This window comes from Massilia sp. NBRC 108631, assembly GCF_059704565.1.
Genome location: NZ_BAAKJE010000289.1, coordinates 1 through 22530 on the forward strand (window position 1 = coordinate 1; position 22530 = coordinate 22530).

The 22530-nt window shown below is 64.1% G+C and carries 22 protein-coding genes; 15 read left to right on the forward strand and 7 right to left on the reverse strand.

Annotated features, from left to right (window positions below; all coding sequences use genetic code 11):
- Positions 1–262 precede the first annotated feature (262 nt).
- The 10 genes from AC6H42_RS31305 (at position 263) to AC6H42_RS31350 (ending at position 9795) form a co-directional block, all read left to right on the forward strand.
- Positions 263–1753, forward strand: coding sequence for a B12-binding domain-containing radical SAM protein (locus AC6H42_RS31305; RefSeq protein WP_497549756.1), 1491 nt, complete (start codon positions 263–265; stop codon positions 1751–1753).
- Positions 1754–1900: 147 nt separating this feature from the next.
- Positions 1901–3028, forward strand: a complete 1128-nt coding sequence (locus tag AC6H42_RS31310) for an MlaE family ABC transporter permease (protein WP_057155409.1) — start codon at positions 1901–1903, stop codon at positions 3026–3028.
- Complete coding sequence (locus AC6H42_RS31315; protein WP_057155408.1) at positions 3028–3894, forward strand: ABC transporter ATP-binding protein; 867 nt, start codon at positions 3028–3030, stop codon at positions 3892–3894. Before AC6H42_RS31310 ends, AC6H42_RS31315 begins: the two co-directional genes overlap by 1 nt.
- A gap of 2 nt (positions 3895–3896) precedes the next feature.
- Positions 3897–4844, forward strand: a complete 948-nt coding sequence (locus AC6H42_RS31320; RefSeq protein ID WP_057155407.1) for an MlaD family protein — start codon at positions 3897–3899, stop codon at positions 4842–4844.
- A 14-nt stretch (positions 4845–4858) separates the two neighbouring features.
- Complete coding sequence (locus tag AC6H42_RS31325; protein ID WP_057155406.1) at positions 4859–5494, forward strand: ABC-type transport auxiliary lipoprotein family protein; 636 nt, start codon at positions 4859–4861, stop codon at positions 5492–5494.
- A 71-nt stretch (positions 5495–5565) separates the two neighbouring features.
- Positions 5566–6666, forward strand: a complete 1101-nt coding sequence (locus tag AC6H42_RS31330) for a VanZ family protein (protein WP_057155405.1) — start codon at positions 5566–5568, stop codon at positions 6664–6666.
- A 58-nt stretch (positions 6667–6724) separates the two neighbouring features.
- On the forward strand, positions 6725–7045 hold the full coding sequence (locus AC6H42_RS31335; protein WP_057155404.1) for a (2Fe-2S) ferredoxin domain-containing protein: 321 nt from the start codon (positions 6725–6727) through the stop codon (positions 7043–7045).
- Positions 7045–7701 carry an alpha/beta hydrolase gene (locus AC6H42_RS31340; protein WP_497549772.1) on the forward strand — a complete coding sequence of 219 codons (657 nt, stop codon included), beginning with the start codon at positions 7045–7047 and terminating at the stop codon, positions 7699–7701. The genes AC6H42_RS31335 and AC6H42_RS31340 overlap by 1 nt, the downstream gene beginning before the upstream one ends.
- 58 nt (positions 7702–7759) lie before the next feature.
- Positions 7760–8908, forward strand: coding sequence for a D-alanyl-D-alanine carboxypeptidase family protein (locus tag AC6H42_RS31345; protein WP_057155402.1), 1149 nt, complete (start codon positions 7760–7762; stop codon positions 8906–8908).
- Positions 8908–9795 carry an aldo/keto reductase gene (locus tag AC6H42_RS31350; protein WP_497549757.1) on the forward strand — a complete coding sequence of 296 codons (888 nt, stop codon included), beginning with the start codon at positions 8908–8910 and terminating at the stop codon, positions 9793–9795. Before AC6H42_RS31345 ends, AC6H42_RS31350 begins: the two co-directional genes overlap by 1 nt.
- 3 nt (positions 9796–9798) lie before the next feature.
- Here the strand turns inward: AC6H42_RS31350 and pssA are convergent, their stop codons facing one another.
- A complete protein-coding gene (gene pssA, locus AC6H42_RS31355) occupies positions 9799–10584 on the reverse strand; it encodes a CDP-diacylglycerol--serine O-phosphatidyltransferase (RefSeq protein ID WP_057155400.1) in 786 nt (261 codons plus the stop codon).
- 144 nt (positions 10585–10728) lie between these two features.
- Here pssA and AC6H42_RS31360 point away from each other — a divergent pair, with 144 nt between their 5' ends.
- Positions 10729–11706 carry a CAP domain-containing protein gene (locus AC6H42_RS31360; RefSeq protein WP_082551814.1) on the forward strand — a complete coding sequence of 326 codons (978 nt, stop codon included), beginning with the start codon at positions 10729–10731 and terminating at the stop codon, positions 11704–11706.
- A 13-nt stretch (positions 11707–11719) separates the two neighbouring features.
- Positions 11720–12388, forward strand: coding sequence for an Hpt domain-containing protein (locus AC6H42_RS31365; RefSeq protein WP_082551813.1), 669 nt, complete (start codon positions 11720–11722; stop codon positions 12386–12388).
- On the opposite strand, the gene AC6H42_RS31370 is transcribed toward AC6H42_RS31365, so the two are convergent.
- The 6 genes from AC6H42_RS31370 to rpmH form a co-directional block, all read right to left on the reverse strand.
- Positions 12378–12572, reverse strand: coding sequence for a hypothetical protein (locus AC6H42_RS31370; RefSeq protein ID WP_057155398.1), 195 nt, complete (start codon positions 12570–12572; stop codon positions 12378–12380). The genes AC6H42_RS31365 and AC6H42_RS31370 overlap by 11 nt on opposite strands.
- 254 nt (positions 12573–12826) lie before the next feature.
- Complete coding sequence (gene mnmE, locus AC6H42_RS31375; RefSeq protein ID WP_497549758.1) at positions 12827–14206, reverse strand: tRNA uridine-5-carboxymethylaminomethyl(34) synthesis GTPase MnmE; 1380 nt, start codon at positions 14204–14206, stop codon at positions 12827–12829.
- A 70-nt stretch (positions 14207–14276) separates the two neighbouring features.
- Positions 14277–15971, reverse strand: coding sequence for a membrane protein insertase YidC (gene yidC / locus AC6H42_RS31380; protein WP_497549759.1), 1695 nt, complete (start codon positions 15969–15971; stop codon positions 14277–14279).
- A gap of 11 nt (positions 15972–15982) precedes the next feature.
- Positions 15983–16267 (reverse strand): membrane protein insertion efficiency factor YidD, encoded by a 285-nt coding sequence (gene yidD / locus AC6H42_RS31385; RefSeq protein WP_057155395.1) that lies wholly within the window; start codon positions 16265–16267, stop codon positions 15983–15985.
- Positions 16264–16674 (reverse strand): ribonuclease P protein component, encoded by a 411-nt coding sequence (rnpA, locus tag AC6H42_RS31390; RefSeq protein ID WP_082551812.1) that lies wholly within the window; start codon positions 16672–16674, stop codon positions 16264–16266. The genes yidD and rnpA overlap by 4 nt, the downstream gene beginning before the upstream one ends.
- A gap of 24 nt (positions 16675–16698) precedes the next feature.
- Entirely contained in the window at positions 16699–16833 is a 135-nt protein-coding gene (gene rpmH / locus AC6H42_RS31395; protein WP_082551811.1) for a 50S ribosomal protein L34, read from the reverse strand.
- A gap of 375 nt (positions 16834–17208) precedes the next feature.
- Between rpmH and dnaA the strand changes: the two genes are divergently transcribed.
- The 3 genes from dnaA to gyrB all read left to right on the forward strand — a co-directional run bounded on the left by dnaA (position 17209) and on the right by gyrB (position 22455).
- The gene (gene dnaA, locus AC6H42_RS31400; protein WP_057155393.1) at positions 17209–18627 is read left to right on the forward strand and encodes a chromosomal replication initiator protein DnaA; all 1419 of its coding nucleotides are present in this window, start codon (positions 17209–17211) and stop codon (positions 18625–18627) included.
- Between the two features lie 115 nt (positions 18628–18742).
- Entirely contained in the window at positions 18743–19849 is a 1107-nt protein-coding gene (gene dnaN, locus AC6H42_RS31405) for a DNA polymerase III subunit beta (RefSeq protein WP_057155392.1), read from the forward strand.
- 104 nt (positions 19850–19953) lie between these two features.
- Entirely contained in the window at positions 19954–22455 is a 2502-nt protein-coding gene (gene gyrB, locus AC6H42_RS31410) for a DNA topoisomerase (ATP-hydrolyzing) subunit B (protein ID WP_497549760.1), read from the forward strand.
- The last annotated feature ends 75 nt before the right edge of the window (positions 22456–22530 follow it).

Below are 22530 nucleotides of genomic sequence, written 5' to 3' on the forward strand. Positions count from 1 at the left end.
TGCGCCTCCGGCATCATCATCAAACGCCCACACTTATCGACTGTTAATTTTTAAAGAATTCTGCGTTACTTGCTGAAGCGTTTTGTTCAGCAGCAGAGAGGCGAGATTATGCTGTGTTTCGTGCAGCTCGTCAACCCCTGATTTCTACCCTGCGCAACTCGCATTTGCATGCAGCGCGTCGGGAGGCAGAACTATATAGAAGCCGCCGCGGCTTGGCAAGGGTAAAATGCCTCCTTTGCCGTCCTATTCTTCGCCCGTTCCCATGACTATCCTGCTCTCCACCCTCAATGCGCGTTACACCCATGCTTCCCTGGGCTTGCGCTACCTGCTTGCGAACATGGGGGAGCTGCAGGAGCAGACCAGGATTCAGGAGTTCGTCATCGGCGCCAAGACCACCGAGATTGTGGAGCGCATCCTGGCGCACAAGCCGCGCATTGTCGGTTTCGGCATCTATATATGGAACGTCGAAGAGACCAACAAGGTCGTGGGCATGCTGAAGCGCGTGGCGCCGGAGGTGGTGGTGGTGCTGGGTGGGCCGGAAGTATCGTACGAGACGAACGAGCAGGACATCGTACGGCTGGCGGACTATGTGATCACCGGCTGGGGCGACGTGACTTTCCCCAAGGTGTGCAGCGAGATCCTGAATGGCCCCAAGCCCATCATGAAGGTGCACGCCGGCCACCAGCCACCGATGGCGGAGCTCAAACTGCCCTATTCACTGTATTCGGATGACGATATCAAGAACCGCACCATCTACGTGGAAGCTTCGCGCGGCTGCCCGTTCAAGTGCGAATTCTGCCTGTCGGCGCTGGACAAGACGGCCTGGCCGTTCAATATCGATACCTTCCTGGCAGAGATGGAGGGGCTGCATGCACGCGGCGCGCGGCTGTTCAAGTTCGTGGACCGCACCTTCAACCTGAATATCAAGACCAGCCTGAAGATCATGCAGTTCTTCCTGGACAAGCTGGAGGCGAATCCGGACGATCCGGTCTACGCCCACTTCGAACTGGTGCCGGACCACCTGCCGGACGCGCTGAAGGAGGGTATCGCCAAGTTCCCGCACGGCGCGCTGCAGTTCGAGATCGGCATCCAGAGCTTCAATCCGGAGGTGCAGGCGCTGGTGAGCCGCAAGCAGGACAACCAGAAAGCGGCCGACAATATCCGCTGGCTGTGCGACCATTCGGCGGCGCACATGCACGTGGACCTGATCGCCGGCCTGCCGGGGGAAACCGTGGAGAGTTTCGCCGAGGGCTTCAACAAGCTGTGGGCGCTGGGGCCGCACGAGATCCAGTTCGGCATCCTGAAGCGCTTGCGCGGCACGCCCATCATCCGGCACACGGAGCCGTTCGGACTGGTGTTCGATCCGCATCCGCCGTACACCATCCTGGCAAACAAACATATCGATTTCCAGACCATGCAGCGGCTGGTGCGTTTCGCGCGCTATTGGGACCTGGTGGCCAATTCGGGGCGCTTTACCCATACCTTACCGACTCTTTTGGGAGTATCGCCGTTCCAGAATTTCATGGCATTCTCGGACTGGCTGTACGCGAACACCGACGCCACGCACCGCATCGCGCTGGACCGGCTGGCGGCCATGGTGCAGCGCTGGCTGGTGCACACGGGCATGGACGCGGAGGCCGCGGCGCAGTTGCTGGCGGGGGATTTTGCGCCGAAAGGGAAGCCGGCGGCGCAACCCCACGCCCATGCACACCATCCGGCGCCGCAGCGGCAGGCACGCCACCTGGCCGCTTGACAGTGGCGGCTTACGCTGCGCTCGGCGCGCCCCGCCAGCCCGCCCCCTCCCGTGTGTCCGGGAGGGCGGGATCGCCGCAGGCGTAACCCGCCGGAACCGCCGCCGTACCGGGTGGCGCCGTAGTAAAAAGTCACTTACACTTGAGCCATGCCAACTAACCCCGTGCCCACCCTCTCCATCAGCTCCGGCAGCGCACCGGGGGCTACGGTCACGGCCAGCGGCACCTGGCAAGTCCATGCGCTGGCCCACCGCCAGCCCATGCGCGCCATCACGGCCACGCTGAAACAGCTCAAGGGCAAGACCCCGCAGTGGGATTTGCGCGCGATCGAGGCGATGGATCACATCGGCGCCCAGCTTTTATGGAATGCCTGGGGCAAGACCCGGCCAGCATCCCTGCAAATGGCGCCCGAGCACGAAGAATTCTTCAAGCGCCTCGAATCGACCGGCACGCTGGAACTCAAGCACGAGCGCAAGCACCGCCTCACGTCGGTGATGAAGCTGGGCTTCGCCATCATGGGCTTCGGCGAGCACCTGGCCGGCTTCGTGCGGCTGATCGGCCAGGTGACGCAGGACGCCTGGCGCTTCCTGCGCAACCCCATGCGCGGCCCCTGGCGCGAAATTTCCGCCAACGTCTACCACGCCGGCTTCCAGGCGCTGGGCATCACCGCACTGGTGGGCTTCCTGATCGGCGTGGTGCTGTCCTTCCTGTCGGCGCAGCAACTGCGCACGTTCGGCGGCGACATCTACCTGGTCAACCTGCTCGGCATGAGCGTGATCCGCGAACTGGGACCGCTGCTGGCGGCGATCCTGGTGGCCGGCCGCTCCGGCTCATCGATCACCGCGCAGCTGGGCGTGATGCGGGTGACCGAAGAACTGGACGCGATGCTGGTGATGGGCATTTCGCACGGCTTCCGCCTGATCCTGCCGAAGGTGATAGCGCTAGCCATTTCCATGCCGCTGCTGGTGATCTGGACCGACACCATGGCGCTGATCGGCGGCATGGTGTCGGCCAAGGTGGAGTTGAACCTGTCGGCGCGCTACTTCATCCAGAAGCTGCCGGACGCGGTGCCGCTGGCGAATTACCTGATCGGCCTGCTCAAGGGCGTGGTGTTCGGCGTGTTGATTGCGCTGGTGTCCTGCCACTTCGGCCTGCGCATCCAGCCGAACACGGAGAGCCTGGGACGCGGCACCACCACTTCGGTGGTGACGGCGATTACGGTGGTGATCCTGGCGGACGCGGTGTTCGCCATCGTCTTCAACGGGGTGGGCTACTGATGGACCAGACTCCCGCCCCAACCCAGGCTCCCGAGGAGAATTGCGGCTGCCCCGAAGGCGAAGGCAAGCTGACGCTGGACGGCAGCGTGCCGGTGGTGCAGATCACCAACCTGCAGACCAAATTCGGCCGCACCGTGGTGCACCAGGACCTGAACCTGGAAATCGAGCAGGGCGAGATCCTGTCCATCGTGGGCGGCTCGGGCACCGGCAAGACCGTGCTGCTGCGCCAGATGCTGGGCCTGGAGCGCCCCAGCAAGGGCTGCGTGCGCATTTTCGGCGAGGACATCAGCGAGGCCAACGCGGAGCACCTGCAGCAGCTGCGCAACCACTGGGGCATGCTGTTCCAGCAGGGCGCGCTGTATTCGGCGCTGACGGTGTTCGAGAACATCGCGCAGCCGATGCGCGAGCTGCGCGTGCTGCCGCAGGACTTGATACGCGACGCCGTGCTGCTGAAGATGAACATGGTGGACCTGGGCCCCGAGCACGCCAACAAGATGCCGTCCGACCTGTCCGGCGGCATGATCAAGCGGGTGGCGCTGGCGCGCGCGCTGGTGCTGGAGCCGAAGCTGCTGTTCCTGGACGAGCCGACCGCAGGCCTGGACCCGGACCGCTCGGAGAGCTTCGTCAAGCTGATCAAGTCGCTGCACCGCGAACTGGGGCTGACGGTGGTGATGGTGACGCACGACCTGGACACGCTGTTCGCCCTGTCCACCCGCATCGCCGTGCTGGCGGAAAAGCATGTGATCGCCATCGCACCGACGCGCGAAGTGATCAAGGTGGATCATCCCTTCATCAAGGAGTTCTTCCTCGGCGACCGCGGCAAACGCGCGCTGGAAGCGCTCGATGACAGCAACAACAAGGAGTAGGCATGGAAAACAGATCGCACGCATTAATGACGGGCTTCTTCACGATATCGCTGCTGATCGCGGCGGTGCTGTTCGGCGTCTGGTTCAACCGCGACCGCGTGGAGCGCAATCCCTACCTGATCGCCACCACACTGTCGGTGCCCGGCCTGAACCCGCAGGCGGCGGTGCGCTACCGCGGCCTGGAAGTGGGCAAGGTGGACGCCATCGATTTCGATGCCAAGGTGGCGGGACAGATCCTGGTGCACCTGAGCATAGACCCGGAAACGCCGATCACCAAGACCACCTTTGCCACGCTGGGCTACCAGGGCGTGACCGGCATAGCCTACATCCAGCTGGACGATGAATCGGTGGGCTCGCCGCGCCTGCAAACCAGCCAGGCCAACCCGACCCGCATTCCGCTGCAGCCCGGCCTGTTCGACCAGCTGGAGAAGCGCGGCAAGGCCATCCTGTCCAAGGCGGAGAAGGTGACGGACGATCTGAGTACCCTGCTCAGCCCCGACAACCAGAAAGCCATCCTGGGCGCCTTCACCGACGTGAGCGAGACCGCGCGCGAATACCGCGCCCTGCCCGCGCAGCTTGGCCCCACCTTCGACAAGCTGCCCAAGCTGGTGCAGCAGGCCGAAGGCAGCCTGGCGGCCGTGAACCGGCTGGCGGACGACGCCACCAAGCTGTCGGCCAGCCTGCAGGGACCGGACGGCGCCATCTCGCGCCTGAACAGCACCGTGGACCGCGTTGGACTGTCGCTGGAGACGGTGGCCGGCGGCGTGGAACTGGAGACGCTGCCGAACATTAACGCGCTGACCGACGAAACGCGTTCCTCGATGCGCGCCGTGCGCCGCACCATGAACACCCTGAACGACAGGCCGCAAAGCATTCTGTTCGGCGCGCCGGACGGCACGCCGGGGCCGGGCGAAGCCGGCTTCAGCCCGCCGGCGCCCGCCGCCAAATAAGAAGAAGGAGTCCCATGAAACCCAACCTCGCCGTCACCGCCGCCGTTGCACTGGCGTTCCTCGCCTCCGGCTGCGCCACCAAGAACGCCGGCAACACGGTCTACGACTTCGGGCCGCTCCCTGCCGCCGCAGGAGCGGCGCCGGCCCCGGTCCCGGCCGCAGCCATCCCCGCCCTGGTGGTGGCGGACGTCAACGGCCCTGCCTCGCTCGACAGCAACCGCATGTACTACCGCCTGCTGTATGCGGACGCGCAGCAGGCCCGCCCCTACGCGCAGAACGCGTGGAGCGTTACGCCGCTGCAGCTGCTCACGCAGCGCCTGCGCGCGCGCCTGGCGCAGGCCGGCGTGAAAGTGCTGGCCACCACCGACGCCGCCGTCGGCATGCCGGTGCTGCGCCTGGAAGCGGACGATTTCTCGCAAAACTTCGCCAGCCTGACCAGCAGCAGCGGCCAGGTGTCGCTGCGCGCTTCGCTGTTCCGCAACCACAAGCTGGTGGACCAGAAGACCTTCACGCGCAGCACCGAAGCCCCAAGCGCCGACGCCGCCGGCGGCGCGCGCGCGCTGGCCGCATCGTCCGACGCCATCGCGGCCGACATCCTGGCATGGCTGGCGGCGCTGCCGCAACCTTCGGCCCAGGCAGCGCGGCCGTGAGCCTGGGACTGTGAGCAGTGCATCGTGAGCCCCAAGCCGTGAGCGTGACGGAAACAACAGTCCAGCCGCGCATGCCGTCGCCGGTGGCGCGCGCGACGCTGCTGGCCTATCTGCTGCTGATCGTGTACGCCAGCTGGTTCCCCTTCTCGGGCTGGCTGAACCAGGGCCTGTCGCCGCTGATCTTCCTCGAACACACGGCCATGCCGCGCTACTGGACCAAGTTCGACGCCATCATCAACGTGGTCGGCTATATGCCCTTCGGCGCGCTGGTGGTGTACGCGCTGTATCCGCGCGTGCGGGGCGTGGCGGCCTTCCTGGTGGCGGCCGTATGCGGCGTGCTGGTGTCCGGCATCATGGAGGCGGTGCAGACCTATTTGCCCAGCCGCGTGTCGTCCAACCTGGACTTCTACACCAATGCCGCCGGCGCCGCCATGGGCGCGCTGTTCGGCACGCTCACGGTGACCAAGCTGCTGGACGGCAGCCATCTGTACCGCCTGCGCCAGCGCTGGTTCGTGCAGCACACCAGCCAGGGCCTGGTGCTGATGGCGCTGTGGCCGCTGGCGCAGATCTATCCGCAGGGTTTCCTGTTCGGTCACGGCCAGCTGCTGCCCATCCTGTCCGACTGGCTGTCCAGCCTGCTGGACATGAATGTCGACCTGGTGGCGCTGCTGCGCCCCGGCGTGGAGCTGACGGTGGAACAGTACTGGCTGTCCGAAACCATCATCACCGCCTGCGGCATGGTGGGCGCCGGCCTGACCTTGCTGTGCCTGATGCGCAAGCACGCGCCGCGCGCCGTCCTGCTGATCGGCCTGGCCGGTTCGGCCGTGGTGGTGAAGTCGCTGGCGACGGCGCTGCTGTTCTCGCCGGAGAATGCCTTCGTGTGGATTACGCCCGGCGCGCAGGGCGGCTTCCTGATCGGCGCCATCATGCTGGCCGGCCTGGCCTTCGCGCCGCAGCTGGCGCAGCGCCGCCTGGCCGCGCTGACCTTGCTGCTCAGCCTGCTCATCGTCAACACCACGCCGGTCAACCCGTATTTTGTGTCCACCCTGCAAGGCTGGGTGCAGGGCAAGTTCCTCAACTTCAACGGCGCCGCGCAATTCCTGTCGCTGCTGTGGCCCTTCTTCGCGCTATGGTTCCTGCTGCTGCCGTCCCACAAGCTGAACCGTCCGTAAACCCGCCCCGGCGCAGGGCGGGTATGATTACGCCTGAAACGACAAGCGAGGCCTTACCATGAGCGACAACAAACCCTATTTTGAACGTCACGTGTTCTTCTGCATGAACAAACGGGACGACGGCCGCAACAGCTGCGGCGACCACGGCGCCGAAGTGGCGCAAAAACACGCGAAAAAACGCTGCAAGGAGCTGGGCATCAACGGCCACGGCAAGGTGCGCATCAACCAGGCCGGCTGCATGGACCGCTGCGAAGAAGGCCCGGTGATGGTGGTTTATCCGGAAGGCACCTGGTACACCTACGTGGACACCACGGATATCGACGAGATTGTGGACAGCCACCTGGTTGGCGGCAAAGTGGTGGAGCGCCTGAAGATATGATGAACAAGAACTCGGAAAAATTCACGCTGCCCGGCGGCGCCGGGCTGATGGAAGGCCTGATCGACATGCCGGCCGGCGACGCCGCGCCGCGCGGCATCGCCCTGGTGGCGCACCCGCACCCGCTGTACGGCGGCACCATGGACAACAAGGTAGCGGTGACGCTGATGCGCACCTTCGTCGGCCTGGGCTACGTGGTGGCGCGCATCAACTTCCGCGGCGTGGGCGCCTCGGAGGGCGTGCACGACCGCGGCCACGGCGAAACCGACGACATGGGCTTGCTGTACCAGCACATGACAGCCAAATTTCCCGGCTTGCCGGTGGCGCTGAGCGGCTTTTCCTTCGGCACCTATGTGCAGTCGCAGCTGGCCAAGCGCCTGGCCGAGGCCGGCACGCCTGCCGAGCGGCTGGTACTGGTGGGTACGGCTGCCAAAAAATGGGAGCTGGCGGAAGTTCCCGCCGACACCATCCTGATCCACGGCGAGAACGACGACACCATTCCGGTGCAGGACGTCTTCGACTGGGCGCGCCCGCAGGACATCCCGGTGCTGGTGATCCCCGGCGCCGACCATTTCTTCCACCGCAAGCTGGGCCATATCAAGACCTGGGTCTCGGCGCTATGGCATTCCGGCCAGAAGGGCGCCGACGAGGCAGCTTAAGGCCCTATAATCTCCCGCACCCGTTTTTACACCCACTGCATACACTGCATCAAGACACATGAAAAAATACCTCGCGGCACTCGCAACCAGCGTGCTGTTCATCACCTCCGCCGTCGCGCAAACCCTGCCTGCTCCCACCATCGCCGCCAAATCCTGGTTGCTGCTGGACATGACCAGCGGCCAGATTATCGCGTCGCAAGACCCGAACATGCGCATCGAGCCGGCTTCGCTGACCAAGATCATGACCGCTTACCTGACCTTCCAGGCCCTGCGCGACAAGAAGATCGACATCAACCAGAAAGTCAACGTATCGGTACGCGCCTGGAAAGTGGACTCGAGCAGTTCGAAGATGTTCATCGACCCGGCCGTGCCCGTCACCATCAACGACCTGCTGCACGGCCTGATGGTGCAGTCGGGCAACGACGCTGCCGTGGCGCTGGCCGAAGCCGTGGCCGGCGACGAAGGCACTTTCGTCACGCTGATGAACCGCGAAGCGCAGCGCATGGGCCTGACCCAGACCCGCTTCGCCAACCCGCACGGCCTGCCCAGCCCGGAAAACTATTCCACCGCGCAAGACTTGTCCGTGCTGGCCAAGCGCGTGATCGCCGACTACCCCGAGTTCTACAAGATCGACTCGGTGAAAAGCTTCACCTACAACAAGATTACGCAGCCGAACCGCAACCGCCTGCTGTGGCTGGACCCGACCGTGGATGGCATGAAAACCGGCCACACCGAAGCGGCCGGCTACTGCATGATCGCGTCGGCGCGCCGCCCGAACGGCAACTTCGGCGAGCGCCGCCTGATTTCCGTGGTGCTGGGCACTGCCTCCGACGGCGCGCGCACGGCCGAAAGCCAGAAGCTGCTGAACTGGGGCTTCCAGAATTTCGATACGGTACGCCTGTACAGCAAGGGGCAAGCCATCGATACGCCGGAAATCTGGAAAGGCTCGTCCAACAAGGTCAAGATCGGCTTCTCGCACGACGTGCTGGTGACGGTGCCGAAAGGCGTGGCCGGCAAGATGAAGCCTGTGCTGGAACGCAAGGACCCGCTGGTGGCGCCGTTGGCTGAAAACACCCGCGTCGGTTCGCTGAAGATGATGGTGGACGGCAAGCCGCTGCTGGAACTGCCGGTGGTGGCGCTGGAAGGTGTGCCGCAGGCGTCCATCTTCGGCCGCGCATGGGACTCCGTGCGCCTGTGGCTGAAATAATGGCGAACCAGGCCGGCGGACTGCAACTGTCCCGCATTGTTGCGGGCATGTGGCGCATGACCGAGTGGGACATGGCGCCGCAGCAGCGCCTGGCCTTCATCGAGCAGTGCCTGGAGCTGGGCGTATCCAGCTTCGACCATGCCGACATCTACGGCGGCTACGGCGTGGAAGCGCTGTTCGGCGAAGCGCTGGCCTTAAAGCCGGCGCTGCGCGAGCGGATGCAGATCGTGAGCAAGTGCGGCATCAAGCTGCTCTCGCCGAACCGCCCCGAACACACCATCCAGCATTACGACACCACGGCGGCGCACATCACCGCCTCGGTGGAGAACTCGCTGCGCCAGCTGCGCACCGATTACCTGGACCTGCTGCTGATCCACCGCCCGGACCCGCTGATGGACTTCGACGCGATGGCCGCCACCTTCACGCGCTTGCGCGGCGAGGGCAAGGTACGGCATTTCGGCGTGTCCAACTTCAGCCGCCACCAGTTCGAGGCGCTGAACCGGCGCATTGGGCTGGCGACGAACCAGGTTGAATTCTCGCCGCTGCACCTGGCGCCGATGTTCGACGAAACCTTCGACGGCCTGCAGGATCTGGGCGTGGCGCCGATGATCTGGTCGCCGCTGGGCGGCGGACGCCTGTTCAGCGGCGGCGACGCGGCCGGCGCGCGGCTGCGCGCCACCATCCAGCAGGTGGCGGACGAGGTTCAGCGCCCGTTCGCATCGGTGGTGTTTGCGTGGATCATGCAGCTGCCCTGCAGGCCGGTGCCGCTGACCGGCTCGGGACGCATCGCGGCAATCGAGGAGGCGGTGCAGGCAACGCAGTTCGCCTTGAGCCGCCAGCAGTGGTTCGAGATCCTGCGCGCGGCGCGCGGGCACGAGGTGGCGTAAGGCTTACGCCGTTTCGTCTTCGTACACGAGCGGCGGGGCTATGCCGGTCCAGCCGTACTTCCAGGCCAGGTTCAAGGCCAGCGTGAACGCCACGTACACCGCGAAGAACAACGCGAAGAAGGCCGTGGTGAGCCACAGCATCAGGCCCAGGCACACCAGCAGCGCCACCAGCGCGCCCCAGCTCCGCTTCTGCTTGGAACTGGGGAAGCGGATGGTGGACACCATCAGTCCCCCCACCGCGAACAGCAGCACCACGATCAGCACGGCGTGCTCCAGCGTGCGCGCCGGCTCCGGCCACGCCACCACCACCGAGGCCACGCAAGCGGCGCCTGCCGTGATCGGCATGCCAACGAAATAGCGCGGATCGGTGCGGCCCACGTTTACATTGAAGCGCGCCAGGCGCAGCGCGCCGCAAGCGACGAAGATGAAGCTGGCAATGCCGCCGGTGCGCAGCAAGGTGCTGTGCTCGTGGCCCAGCAGCACGAAGCCATAGCAATACAGCAGCACCGCCGGCGCACAGCCGAAGTTCATCACGTCCGCGATCGAATCGAGCTGCACGCCGAATTCCGAGCTGGTGCCGGTGGCCCGCGCCACGAAGCCGTCCAGCGCGTCGAACACCCCGGCCAGCACCAGCAGCACGGCGGCCATCTGGTAATCGTGCGCGCTGCCGATATAGGCGTTGTCAACTGAAATGACGATGCTGCCGAAACCGCAGGCGATCGACAGCAGGGTGACAAAGCTGGGCAGGGCAAATTTGGCGCGGCGCAGGCGCTGCTTGGTTCGTGTCATCTGGGGAATATTGCCATTTGAAGTAAGCAGTTATTTTACCCCGCCTGGGGCGATAATCTGATCTGGCTCAACATGAGCGGTGCGATTGTGGCGTCAGCACAGTTTGTTTTCGCATAGAATTGAAACTCTGCAAGAGGAGCTGTCATGAATATCCCGTCCGCCCGCAAAGCCCCCCGCTCCGCGCCGATTTCCACCGCGCTCACGGCGCTGACTGCGGCATTCATGGCTGCCTTGCTGGCGGCCTGCGGTGGCGGCGGAGGCGGCTCGACCGCTGCCGTTGCCACGCCGTCCACCGTCAACACGCCCGCCGAGCCGGGCGCGCCCACGCTGAGCGGCGACATTCCGCTGGATGGCTACAACTGGATCAATTACCGGCGCCAGCAGGCCGGCCTGGCGGCACTGGCGCGCAACGCGCGCATCGACCTGGCGGCGCAAGCGCATTCCAGCTACCAGCGCCAGAACAACACCGTCACTCACGACCAGACCGCCGGCCTGCCCGGCTTCACCGGCGTAACGCTGAAAGACCGCCTGGCCAGCGCCGGCTATGCGCTGGTGGGCGCCTACGCGTACGGCGAGGTGATTTCGGCGGCGTCCGAGACGTCCGGCTTCTATCACGCGGAAGAGCTGATCACGGCCATCTACCACCGCTTCGTGATCATGGAACCGGTGTTCCGCGAAGCCGGCACCGGCTCGGCCACCGGCAACGGCTACACTTATTTCACGGCGGATTTCGCCACCACCAACGGCTATGGCGCGGGCGTGGGCCGCGGCAAGCTGGTGGTCTACCCGGCGGTAAACCAGACCCGTGTGCCGCTGAATTTCTTCAGCGACACCGAATCCCCGGACCCGGTGCCGAACCAGAACGAGGTGGGCTACCCGATCAGCGTGCAGGGCGACATTTCCGCCGCCGTGAACGTGCAGACCTTCACCGTGCGCCCGCGCGGCGGCGCCGACCTGCCGGTGCGCCTGCTGACACGCGCCACCGACCGCGAAACCCCGGTGGCCGGCGCAGCCATCATTCCGCTCAGCGTGCTGAAAGCGGCCACCACTTACGACGTGACCTTCACCGGCACGGTGGACGGCGTGACCGCCAACCGCAGCTGGTCGTTCACCACCAAGTAAGCTGCTGCGTGCGATGACAGCGCGGCACACTCTCAACACCGCCGAAGGCCTGGAACGGCTGATGGACGACGCCGGCCTGTACCGGCAGGTGCTGCTGCGTTTCCGCAAAGACTACGAAATGGCCGTGGCGCAGATGCAGCAGCTGCTGGCCCAGGGTGAACGTGAAGCGGCCCAGCGCAAGGCGCACAGCATGAAAGGTGCGGCCGGCATGATAGGCGCGCAGGAGCTGCAGCACGTGGCGGGCGTGACGGAAGCGGCCTTGTCGCCTTCCGGCGCGGAGTCCGGTTTCGCGTCCAGCGCGGCGCACCAGGCCAGCCTGGACACGCTGCAAACAGCGCTCGACAGCCTGCTGCGCGCCATCGCCGCGCACGTGGACGGCAGCGCCACCGCAGGCACCGCAGCCGGCAGCCTGGCCCCTGGACCCGGGGTAGTGGAATCGGCTGCGCAATCAGCTGAGGAAACGCCCCTGCCTGCGGAGGCGCAAGCGCTCGTCGCGCGTCTGGCGCAATTGCTGAACGATGGGAATGGTGAAGCGATCGATGTGCTGGAGCAGTCGGCCACGATGCTGGCGGCCAGCCTGGGAGAAGCGGTGTTTCAGGAAGTGGCCGCGGCGGCCCACGAGTTCGATTATGAAGCGGCGCTGGCGGCGCTGGCGCGGTGCAATCCCGCGCTCAACGCGTAAATTCGGCTTCCTCGTCGAAGGCGTCGTGGCATTCCTTGCCGCAGAAGCGGCGCACGCTGTCGAGCGGTTTTTCGCAATACCAGCACGAGCCTTTCGGCGGCAGCGTTTGCCGCGTGTAGACAGGCGGCGCGGCGGGCGGCATGGCGCTCGCTTCCTCAGGCAGTTGGTTCTGTAACGATTCCACGGCATCCCCTTTCCAGGCAACACTTTACGGCGTACAACCAGCATACTTGCGCGCAATTTCTGCGGCATGAGCAGGATCAACAAGCCGGTGATCCTGCCGCCTTTTCAGGCAGTGCGCGCAACAATAATAGCAGGATTGCCGAGCCGCCACTGTCGGGTTTACGTGCGTTCGCGCACGTAAAATCACAAAAATTTCGCGTGCCCAGAGTGAAGAAAAATTTTTAAATGGAAAGGCTTGGAACGATAGCGTGAAAGTTATTTTCCGATACAGAAGCGGCCGAAAATGACGCCCAGCAGGTCGTCGGAGGAGAAGGCGCCGGTGATGCTGGAGAGCTGGGCCTGGGCCAGGCGCAGCTCTTCGGCGAACAGGTCCAGCGACTGGTCGCTGACGGCGGCGTGCTCGCCGGCCAGGGACAGGTGCTTGCCGGCCGACTTGAGCGCGATCAGATGGCGCTCGCGCGCCAGGTAGAGCGATTCGCCGGTCTGCTGCCAGCCGGCGATGCGCAGCAACTCGGCGCGCAGCAGGTCGATGCCGATGTGCTCGTGCGCCGACAGGTAGACGTGGGTGGCGTCTTCCATCGCGTCCACGGCGGGCTTGTGGCCGGACAGGTCGATCTTGTTCCAGATGCGCAGCACCGGCACGCCGGCCGGGAAGTTGGCGACGATGGCTTCGTCCGCGCGCGAGGGGCCGTGGTCGGCGTCCAGCAGGTGCAGGATGACGTCGGCCTTTTCCACTTCACCCCAGGTGCGCTCGATGCCGATGCGCTCGACCACGTCCACGTCCTCGTCCTTGCGGCGGATGCCGGCGGTGTCGATGATGTTGAGCGGGATGCCTTCGATCTGGATGGTTTCGCTGACCTTGTCGCGCGTGGTGCCGGCGATCGGCGTGACGATGGCCACGTCCGAGCCGGCCAGCGCGTTCAGCAGCGAGGACTTGCCCACGTTGGGCTGGCCCACCAGCACCACGTTCAGGCCTTCACGCAGCAGCGCGCCTTGCGCGGCCTGGCGGAACACGGTGTCCAGCGCGTCCACGATGCCGCTGAGCTGGCCGCGCGCGTCGGATTTTTCCAGGAAGTCGATTTCCTCTTCCGGGAAGTCCAGCGTGGCCTCGACCAGCATGCGCAGGTTGGTCACGCGCTCGACCAGCGCGTGGATGGTCCTGGAGAAGGCGCCGGACAGCGACTGCGAGGCGGACTTGGCGGCCGCTTCGGTGGAGGCGTCGATCAGGTCGGCCACGGCTTCGGCCTGGGCCAGGTCCAGTTTGTCGTTCAGGTAGGCGCGGCGGGTGAATTCGCCCGGCTCGGCCAGGCGCAGGCCGAAGGCCTGGCCCGCTTCCAGCACGCGCGCCAGCAACATTTGCAGCACCACGGGGCCGCCGTGGCCCTGCAGCTCGAGCACGTCCTCGCCGGTGTAGGAATTCGGTCCCTTGAAGTGGATGGCGATGCCCTGGTCGATGACGGTGCCGTCGGCCTGCTTGAAGGGGATGTAGGTGGCGTGGCGCGGCTGCAACGTGGCGGCGCCGAACAGGGCTTCGATCAGGCCTTTGAGGTTCTTGCCGGAGGCGCGTACCACGCCGATGCCGCCGCGGCCGGGAGCGGTGGCGATGGCGGCGATGGGGGAAGTGTCGAGTTTCATGGGGCTATTCTAGTAAAAAAAGGCCCGTGCTGGGCACGGGCCTTGGGTACAGCTTGCACAACCGGCCGGATTACTTGGCTTCGACGGGCGCGTATTTCTTCGTGATGACCCACTGCTGGCCGATGGACAGCACGTTGTTCACTACCCAGTACAGCACCAGGCCGGACGGGAAGAAGAAGAACATGACCGAGAACGCCAGCGGCATCCACAGCATCATTTTCGCTTGCATCGGGTCGGCTGGAGCCGGGTTCAGCTTGGTGGTGATGTACATGGAGATCGCGTACAGCACCGGCAGGATGAACCATGGGTCCGGCTGGGTCAGGTCGGTGATCCAGCCCACCCACGGCGCGCCGCGCATTTCAACCGAAGCGTTCAGCACCCAGTACAGGGCGATGAAGACCGGCATCTGCACCAGGATCGGCAGGCAGCCGCCCAGCGGATTGATTTTTTCGGTCTTGTACAGCTCCATCATGGCCTGGTTCATCTTCTGCGGATCGCCCTTGTGGCGCTCGCGGATGGCGGTCATCTTCGGCGTGACCACCTTCATGCGCGCCATGCTGCGGTAGCCGGCGGCCGACAGCGGGAAGAACAGCAGCTTGATCAGGATGGTGAAGACGATGATGGTCCAGCCCCAGTTGTGCAGGATGGCGTACAGCTGTTCCATGACCCAGTACATCGGCTTGGCCAGGATGGTCAGCATGCCGTAGTCCTTCACCAGATCCAGGCCAGGTGCGACTTTTTCCAGCGCCTTCTCGTCCTGCGGACCGGAATACAGCTTGGCGTTGTTGGAGATGGTGGCGCCCGGCGCCAGCGTGCCCAGCGGCTGCAGCACGCCGATGGCGTAGGTGTTCTGCGCGATCTTCTTGGTGAAGATGTCGCGCGCCAGCTTGTCCTGCGGGACGAAGGCGGACACAAAGAAGTGCTGCGAAATGGCGACCCAGCCGCTGTCGGCTTTCTCGGGGTGGCCCGGATCCAGCTTCACGGCCGTATTTTCCTTCTGCTTGGTGTCGTGCTTTTCGATGCCTTCGAAGGTCAGCTTCTTGTACTTGTCGGCCGGGGTGTACATGGTTGGGCCAGTGAAGCTGCTGTTGAACCAGGTGTCGCCTTCAGGCTTGTTGCCGTCGTGTACCAGCTGCAGGTACAGCTGCGGCTCCACCGGCGCGGCGCCGGTGTTGGTGACGTCGTGGCGCAGGTCGATGGTGTAGTCGCCGCGCTTGAAGGTGAAGGTCTTCACCAGCTTGACGCCGCCCTGCTCCGCTTCCAGCACCAGTTGCACCTGGTTGCCGTCGGCCAGCGCGCGCACGCCCGGCTTGGCGGTGAAGCCGGTGGTGTGGTTAGGCAGGCTGGCTGCGCCCACCAGGCCGGTCTGCGCCAGGTAGGTGTTCTTGTCGCCCTTCTGGAACAGCACCTGGTTCTTCTTGGCATCGATCTTGTCGTGGTGCTTGAGCAGCTCCAGGCGCACCAGCTCGCCACCCAGGGTGTCGATGTCGGCTTTCACCACGTCGGTGGTGATGGTGATGATTTCGCGCTTGAACGGCGCGGCGTCGGCGGCGCCGGGCGCGCCCGGTGCGGCTGCGGCGGCAATCGCGGTGGCAGCGGCGGTGGCGGCGGCCGGCACGCCGGACTTGCCGGCGGCGGCGGTGGCCGCAGGCGGCGCCGGCGAGAACATCGACGGCTTGCCGGTCGAGACCATCCAGTTATTCCACAGGATGACCAGCGAGACGGCGAACACGATCCACAAAATGGTACGTTTATTGATATCCATTACGGTATTTATCAGGTGTGGTTGCAACCGCAAGCGGTCGAGGAATTCTTGGCTGGGACGGGATCGAGCCCGCCCGCATTCCAGGGATGGCAGCGGCAGATGCGGCGCGCCGCCAGCCAGCCGCCGCGCCCGGCGCCATGGACGCGGATGGCTTCCAGGGCGTAGTTCGAGCAGCTGGGATAGAAACGGCAGCGCGGCCCCAGCATGGGACTGATAGCCAGCTGGTAAAAGCGCAGCAGCAGGGTAAGCAGCTTGCCTGCCGCCGAGCTGATCAGCTTGATCGCTTGCCTGATCATTTGGCGGGCCGGGCTTTGTTCTGCGACGCGAACAGGCGCGTGAGCTCCTGGCGCAGTTCCGCCTTGAGCTTGGCCGTGGTGGCCGGGCCGTCCTTGCTGTTGACCGGGCGGGACAGGCGCACCACGCAGTCGATAGGAGGCAGGCCGGTCACGCGGAACAGTTCGCGGGTGACGCGTTTGATGGTGTTGCGCGTGACGGCGCGCGGCGCAAAACGCTTGGCCACCACGACGCCCAGCCGCGCATGCGGCAACTGGTTGGGTCGGGTGTACAGGACGAAGTGCGCGCTTTTTTGCGCGGGGCGCAAACGAAAAACGGATGAAAATTCATCCGTTTTAACGATGCGCCGAGCGCGTGCGAAGTCGTGTGAACCTTCGCCTGTCGAGCCGTTTGAAGGACAGCTTTCCACGCGATCAGCTAACAAGCGTGTGGCTTATACAGCCAGACGCTTGCGGCCCTTGCCGCGGCGTGCGTTCAGAACTGCGCGGCCGCCACGGGTAGCCATACGTGCGCGGAAGCCGTGGGTACGCTTACGGCGTACGACGGAAGGTTGGTAAGTACGTTTCATGTTGGTCTCGCTGAAAAAGCAAAAAAATACGGAATCGAGGCGCTAGGCTTCGTCAATTATTGGTGCCAATGACATTTCGCGCACTTATGCCGTCCGGCACAAGCTGGGTCCATCTCATCGCCCGCTTCAATCCACGCTTACTCCATATTGTGGTTTAAACACGGCATACGGGCGGGGAACCCTGAATTATCGGCATTTCGGTCCCGCTTGTCAACACGCGGTCGACTAGCCGCCCACTCTTTCGCCGCCGCAGGGTGCCGCGGGCATGCAAATTTTCGCGTCGTGCCTGTGGATAACTTCCGACTTCGCGGGTAGAATAGCGTGTTACGCGCGGCGATTAGAACGCTCGTGCGCACCCTTACAGATAGAAGATTCATGGATAATTTCTGGCAGACCTGTTCCGCTCAACTGGAGCTGGAGCTGACGCCGCAACAATTCAGTGCCTGGATTAAGCCGCTGGTGCCCCTCGACTACGAGGATGGCAAGCTGCGCGTTGCTGCGCCCAACCGCTTCAAGCTCGATTGGGTGAAGTCCCAGTTCGCCAGCCGCATTACCGCCCTCGCCTGCCAGTACTGGGAAGCGCCGACCGAAGTGCAGTTCGTGCTGGACCCGCGCCTGAACGCGGCCAAGAAGCCCGTGGCTGCCTCGAGCGCCGGCATCATCCACAGCAGCGCGCCGTCGGTGCCGGACATGAGCGCCCAGCGCGCCAGCGACCAGGCCGCCGCCAGCCCGGGCTCGCCCGAGTACAACATCGGCAATTCGCCGCGCCGCGAGCAAAGCCGCGTCAACACCGACCTGACCTTCGACAGCTTCGTGACCGGTAAGGCCAACCAGCTGGCGCGCGCCGCCGCCATCCAGGTCGCGAACAATCCTGGCGTGTCCTACAACCCGCTGTTCTTCTACGGCGGCGTGGGCCTGGGCAAGACCCACCTGATCCACGCCATCGGCAACCAGGTGATGGCTGACCAGCCGGGCGCGCGCATCCGCTACATCCACGCGGAACAGTACGTTCGCGACGTAGTGACCGCTTACCAGCGCAAGGGTTTCGACGACTTCAAGCATTACTACCACTCGCTGGACATGCTGCTGATCGATGATATTCAGTTCTTTGGCGGCAAGAGCCGTACCCAAGAGGAATTCTTCTACGCGTTCGAAGCGCTGATCGCGGCCAAGAAGCAGATCATCATTACCTCGGATACCTATCCGAAGGAAATCACGGGCATGGACGACCGCCTGATCTCGCGCTTCGACTCCGGCCTGACGGTGGCGATCGAGCCGCCGGAGCTGGAAATGCGGGTGGCGATCCTGCTGAAAAAGGCGAAACAGGAAGGCGTGACGTTCTCGGACGACGTGGCCTTCTTCGTGGCCAAGCACCTGCGCTCCAACGTGCGCGAGCTGGAAGGCGCGCTGCGCAAGATCCTGGCGTACTCGCGCTTCCACGGCAAGGACATCACGATCGACATCGTGAAGGAAGCGCTGAAAGACTTGCTGTCGGTGCAGAACCGCCAGATTTCGGTGGAAAACATCCAGAAGACGGTGGCCGACTTCTTCAACATCAAGGTGGCGGACATGTATTCCAAGCGCCGCCCGGCCAACATCGCCCGCCCGCGCCAGATTGCGATGTACCTGGCCAAGGAGCTGACGCAGAAGAGTTTGCCGGAAATCGGCGAGCTGTTCGGCGGCCGCGACCACACCACGGTGCTGCACGCGGTGCGCAAGATCGCCCTGGACCGCACCAAGAATCCCGAGTGCAACCACGAGCTGCACGTGCTGGAGCAGACCCTGAAAGGTTGAACCAACCCGGGGCCCGGCCCCGGTTTGAAAACCGCCGGTTTGCCCTTATCATGGGCAGGCTCAGCAATAAATTTATTGATATAAACGTATCGTTACTTTCATATTGAGGATAAATATGCAATTGGTCAAAACCACCCGAGATACGCTACTTCGGCCACTGCAGATCGTGAGCGGTATTGTCGAGCGTCGGCACACTATGCCGATTCTGGCCAATATCCTCATCCGCAAGGACGGCGAAAGCGTTTCCTTCCTGTCTACCGACACCGAAGTGCAGATCACCACCAACGCCGCCATCGGCTCCGGCACCGACGTGACCGGCACCACCGTGGCCGCGCGCAAGCTGCTCGACATCCTGCGCGCGCTGCCGGAATCCGGCGACGTGACCATGACCCTGCTGAATAAGCGCCTGACCGTGCAAACCGGCAAGTCGCGCTTCGCCCTGCAGACCCTGGCCGCCGAAGAATTCCCCACCGTGCAGGAAGCCGAAAGCTACAACGCCTCCTTCACGCTGCCGCAAAAAACGCTGAAGCACCTGTTCAACATGGTGCACTTCTCGATGGCGCAGCAGGACATCCGCTACTACCTGAACGGTCTGCTGCTGGTCCTGGACGGCAAGAACGTGATCGCCGTGGCCACCGACGGCCACCGCCTGGCGTTCTGCCAGGTGGAAACCGAGCAGGCGTTCGAGCGCCAGGAAGTGATCATCCCGCGCAAGACCATCATCGAGCTGCAGCGCCTGCTGGAAGAAAACGACGAGCCGGTGCAGCTGGACATCGCCGCCAACCAGGTGAAACTGACCTTTGCCGACATCGAACTGATTTCGAAGCTGGTGGAAGGCAAGTTCCCCGACTACACGCGCGTGATCCCGAAGGGCTACACGAACGACTTCACCATCGGCCGCGACGAGCTGCTGCGCTCCCTGCAGCGCGCCGCCATCATGACCAGCGACAAGTTCAAGGGCGTGCGCTGCATCATCACCCCGGGCAGCCTGAAGATCAGCTCCACCAATGCCGACCAGGAAGAGGCGGTGGAAGAGCTGGAGATCGACTACGGCGGCGTGAGCGTGGACATCGGCTTCAACGTGACCTACCTGCTGGACGTGCTGAACAACCTGAAGTGCGACCAGATCAACATCGCGCTGGGCGACTCCAACTCGTCTGCGCTGATCTCCATCCCTGACAACGCCGACTTCAAATACGTTGTGATGCCGATGCGCATTTAAGCGGCACGCATACCGTAGGGCGGGTGAACGCGGCACGCCGAGTGCGGCGCGCGCCACCCGCCAACCGCAGCACCGAGTCAACAAGATTACAGAGAAAGCAGTCCATGTCCGAGAGCCAAAACGAACAACCGATCCAGGCAGCCAAGGTGGAAGAATACGGCGCCGCGTCCATTCAGATCCTGGAAGGCCTCGAAGCCGTACGCAAGCGCCCTGGCATGTACATCGGCGACACCTCCGACGGCACCGGCCTGCACCACCTGGTGTTCGAAGTGCTGGACAACTCCATCGACGAATCGCTGGCCGGCCACTGCACGGAAATCCACGTCACCATCCACTCGGACAACTCGATCTCGATCACCGACAACGGCCGCGGCGTACCGACCGGCCTGAAGATGGACGACAAGCACGACCCGAAACGCTCGGCCGCTGAAATCGTGATGACCGAACTGCACGCCGGCGGCAAGTTCGACCAGAACTCGTACAAGGTATCGGGCGGCCTGCACGGCGTGGGCGTGTCCTGCGTGAACGCGCTGTCCAAGCTGCTCAAGCTGACCATCCGCCGCGACGGCAAAGTGCACTACATGGAATTCGTGCGCGGCGTGCCGCAGAACCGCGAAATCGAACAGAAGGACGGCTTTGCCGTGTCCCCGATCAAGGTGATCGGCGAGACCGACAAGCGCGGCACCGACGTGCACTTCTGGGCCGACGAGGAAATCTTCACGCACGTGGAATTCCACTACGAGATCCTGGCCAAGCGCATCCGCGAGCTGTCCTTCCTGAACAACGGCGTGAACATCAAGCTGACCGACCAGCGCACCGGCAAGGAAGACGTATTCGCGTTCGAAGGCGGCACGCGCGGCTTCGTGGAATACATCAACAAAGCCAAGACCACGCTGCACCCCACCATTTTCCAGGCCACCGGCGAACGCCAGTCGGACCAGAACACCACCATCTCGGTGGACGTCTCCATGCAATGGAACGACGCCTACAACGAGCAGGTGCTGTGCTTCACCAACAACATCCCGCAGCGCGACGGCGGCACCCACCTGACCGGCCTGCGCGCCGCGATGACGCGCGTGATCAACAAGTACATTGACGAGAACGACTTCGCCAAGAAGGCGAAAGTGGAAATTTCCGGCGACGACATGCGCGAAGGCCTGACCTGCGTGCTGAGCGTGAAAGTGCCGGAGCCGAAGTTCTCGTCGCAGACCAAGGACAAGCTGGTGTCGTCCGAAGTGCGCGGCCCGGTTGAGGAAATCGTGGCCAAGACGCTGACCGACTTCCTGATGGAAAAGCCGAACGACGCCAAGATCATCTGCGGCAAGATCGTGGAAGCGGCGCGCGCGCGCGAAGCGGCCCGCAAGGCCCGCGACCTGACCCGCCGCAAAGGCGTGATGGACGGCCTGGGCCTGTCGGCCAAGCTGGCCGACTGCCAGGAAAAAGACCCGGCGCTGTGCGAACTGTACATCGTCGAGGGTGACTCCGCAGGCGGCTCCGCCAAGCAGGGCCGCGACCGCAAGTTCCAGGCTATCCTGCCATTGCGCGGTAAAGTGCTGAACGTGGAAAAGGCGCGCTTCGAGAAGATGCTGTCGTCCGAGCAGATCACCACGCTGATCGCCACGCTGGGCACCTCCATCGGCCCGGACGAATTCAACGCCGACAAGCTGCGCTACCACCGCATCATCATCATGACCGACGCGGACGTGGACGGCGCCCACATCCGCACCTTGCTGCTGACCCTGTTCTACCGCCAGATGCCGCAGCTGGTGGAGCGCGGCCACATCTACATTGCCCAGCCGCCGCTGTACAAGGTGAAGGCCGGCCGCGACGAGCGCTACCTGAAGGACGACGTGGAAGAAGCGAGCTACATGATGACCGTAGCGCTGAACACCGCCGCCCTGACCCCGCGCGACGGTGCCGACGTGATCCAGGGCGAGCCGCTGGCCGAACTGGCACGCCAGTACAACACCGCCAACGCCATCATGATGCGTTTGACCCGCGTGATCGACCGCGCCGCGCTGACCGCCATCATGACCGGCGTAACGCTGAACATGGAAACGCTGGCGCAGGCGGAAGCCTCGGCCAAGGCCATGGCCGACCGCATCAACGACCCGGCCGTGACCGTGACGGTGGTGTCGGACGAGCTGAGCGAGAAGCACGCGCTGCGCATCGAGCGCATGCACCACGGTAACGTGAAGGTGTGCTCGATCGACGCGGACTTCGTGCAGAGCGCGGATTACGCCACGCTGGCCAACGCGGCAGCGACGTTTGAGGGCTTGATCGGCGAAGGCGCTGTGATCCGCCGCGGCGAAGGCGACCGCACCAAGGACTCGGCCGTGGTGGACTTCCACCACGCGATGCAGTGGCTGCGCGATGAAGCGGAACGCGTGGTGTCCAAGCAGCGCTACAAAGGACTGGGCGAGATGAACCCGGATCAGCTGTGGGAAACCACCATGGATCCACAGGTACGCCGCCTGCTGAAGGTGCAGATCGAGGACGCCATCGCGGCGGATCAGATCTTCACCACGCTGATGGGGGATGATGTGGAGCCGCGTAGGAACTTTATTGAGACGAATGCGCTGCGGGCTGGCAATATCGACGTTTAACGGCAAGCTGCGCAAATCCGGTAAGTGGCTTTGCGCAGCTAACTTAATAAGTTGCTGAATTACTCCTACCTCCCC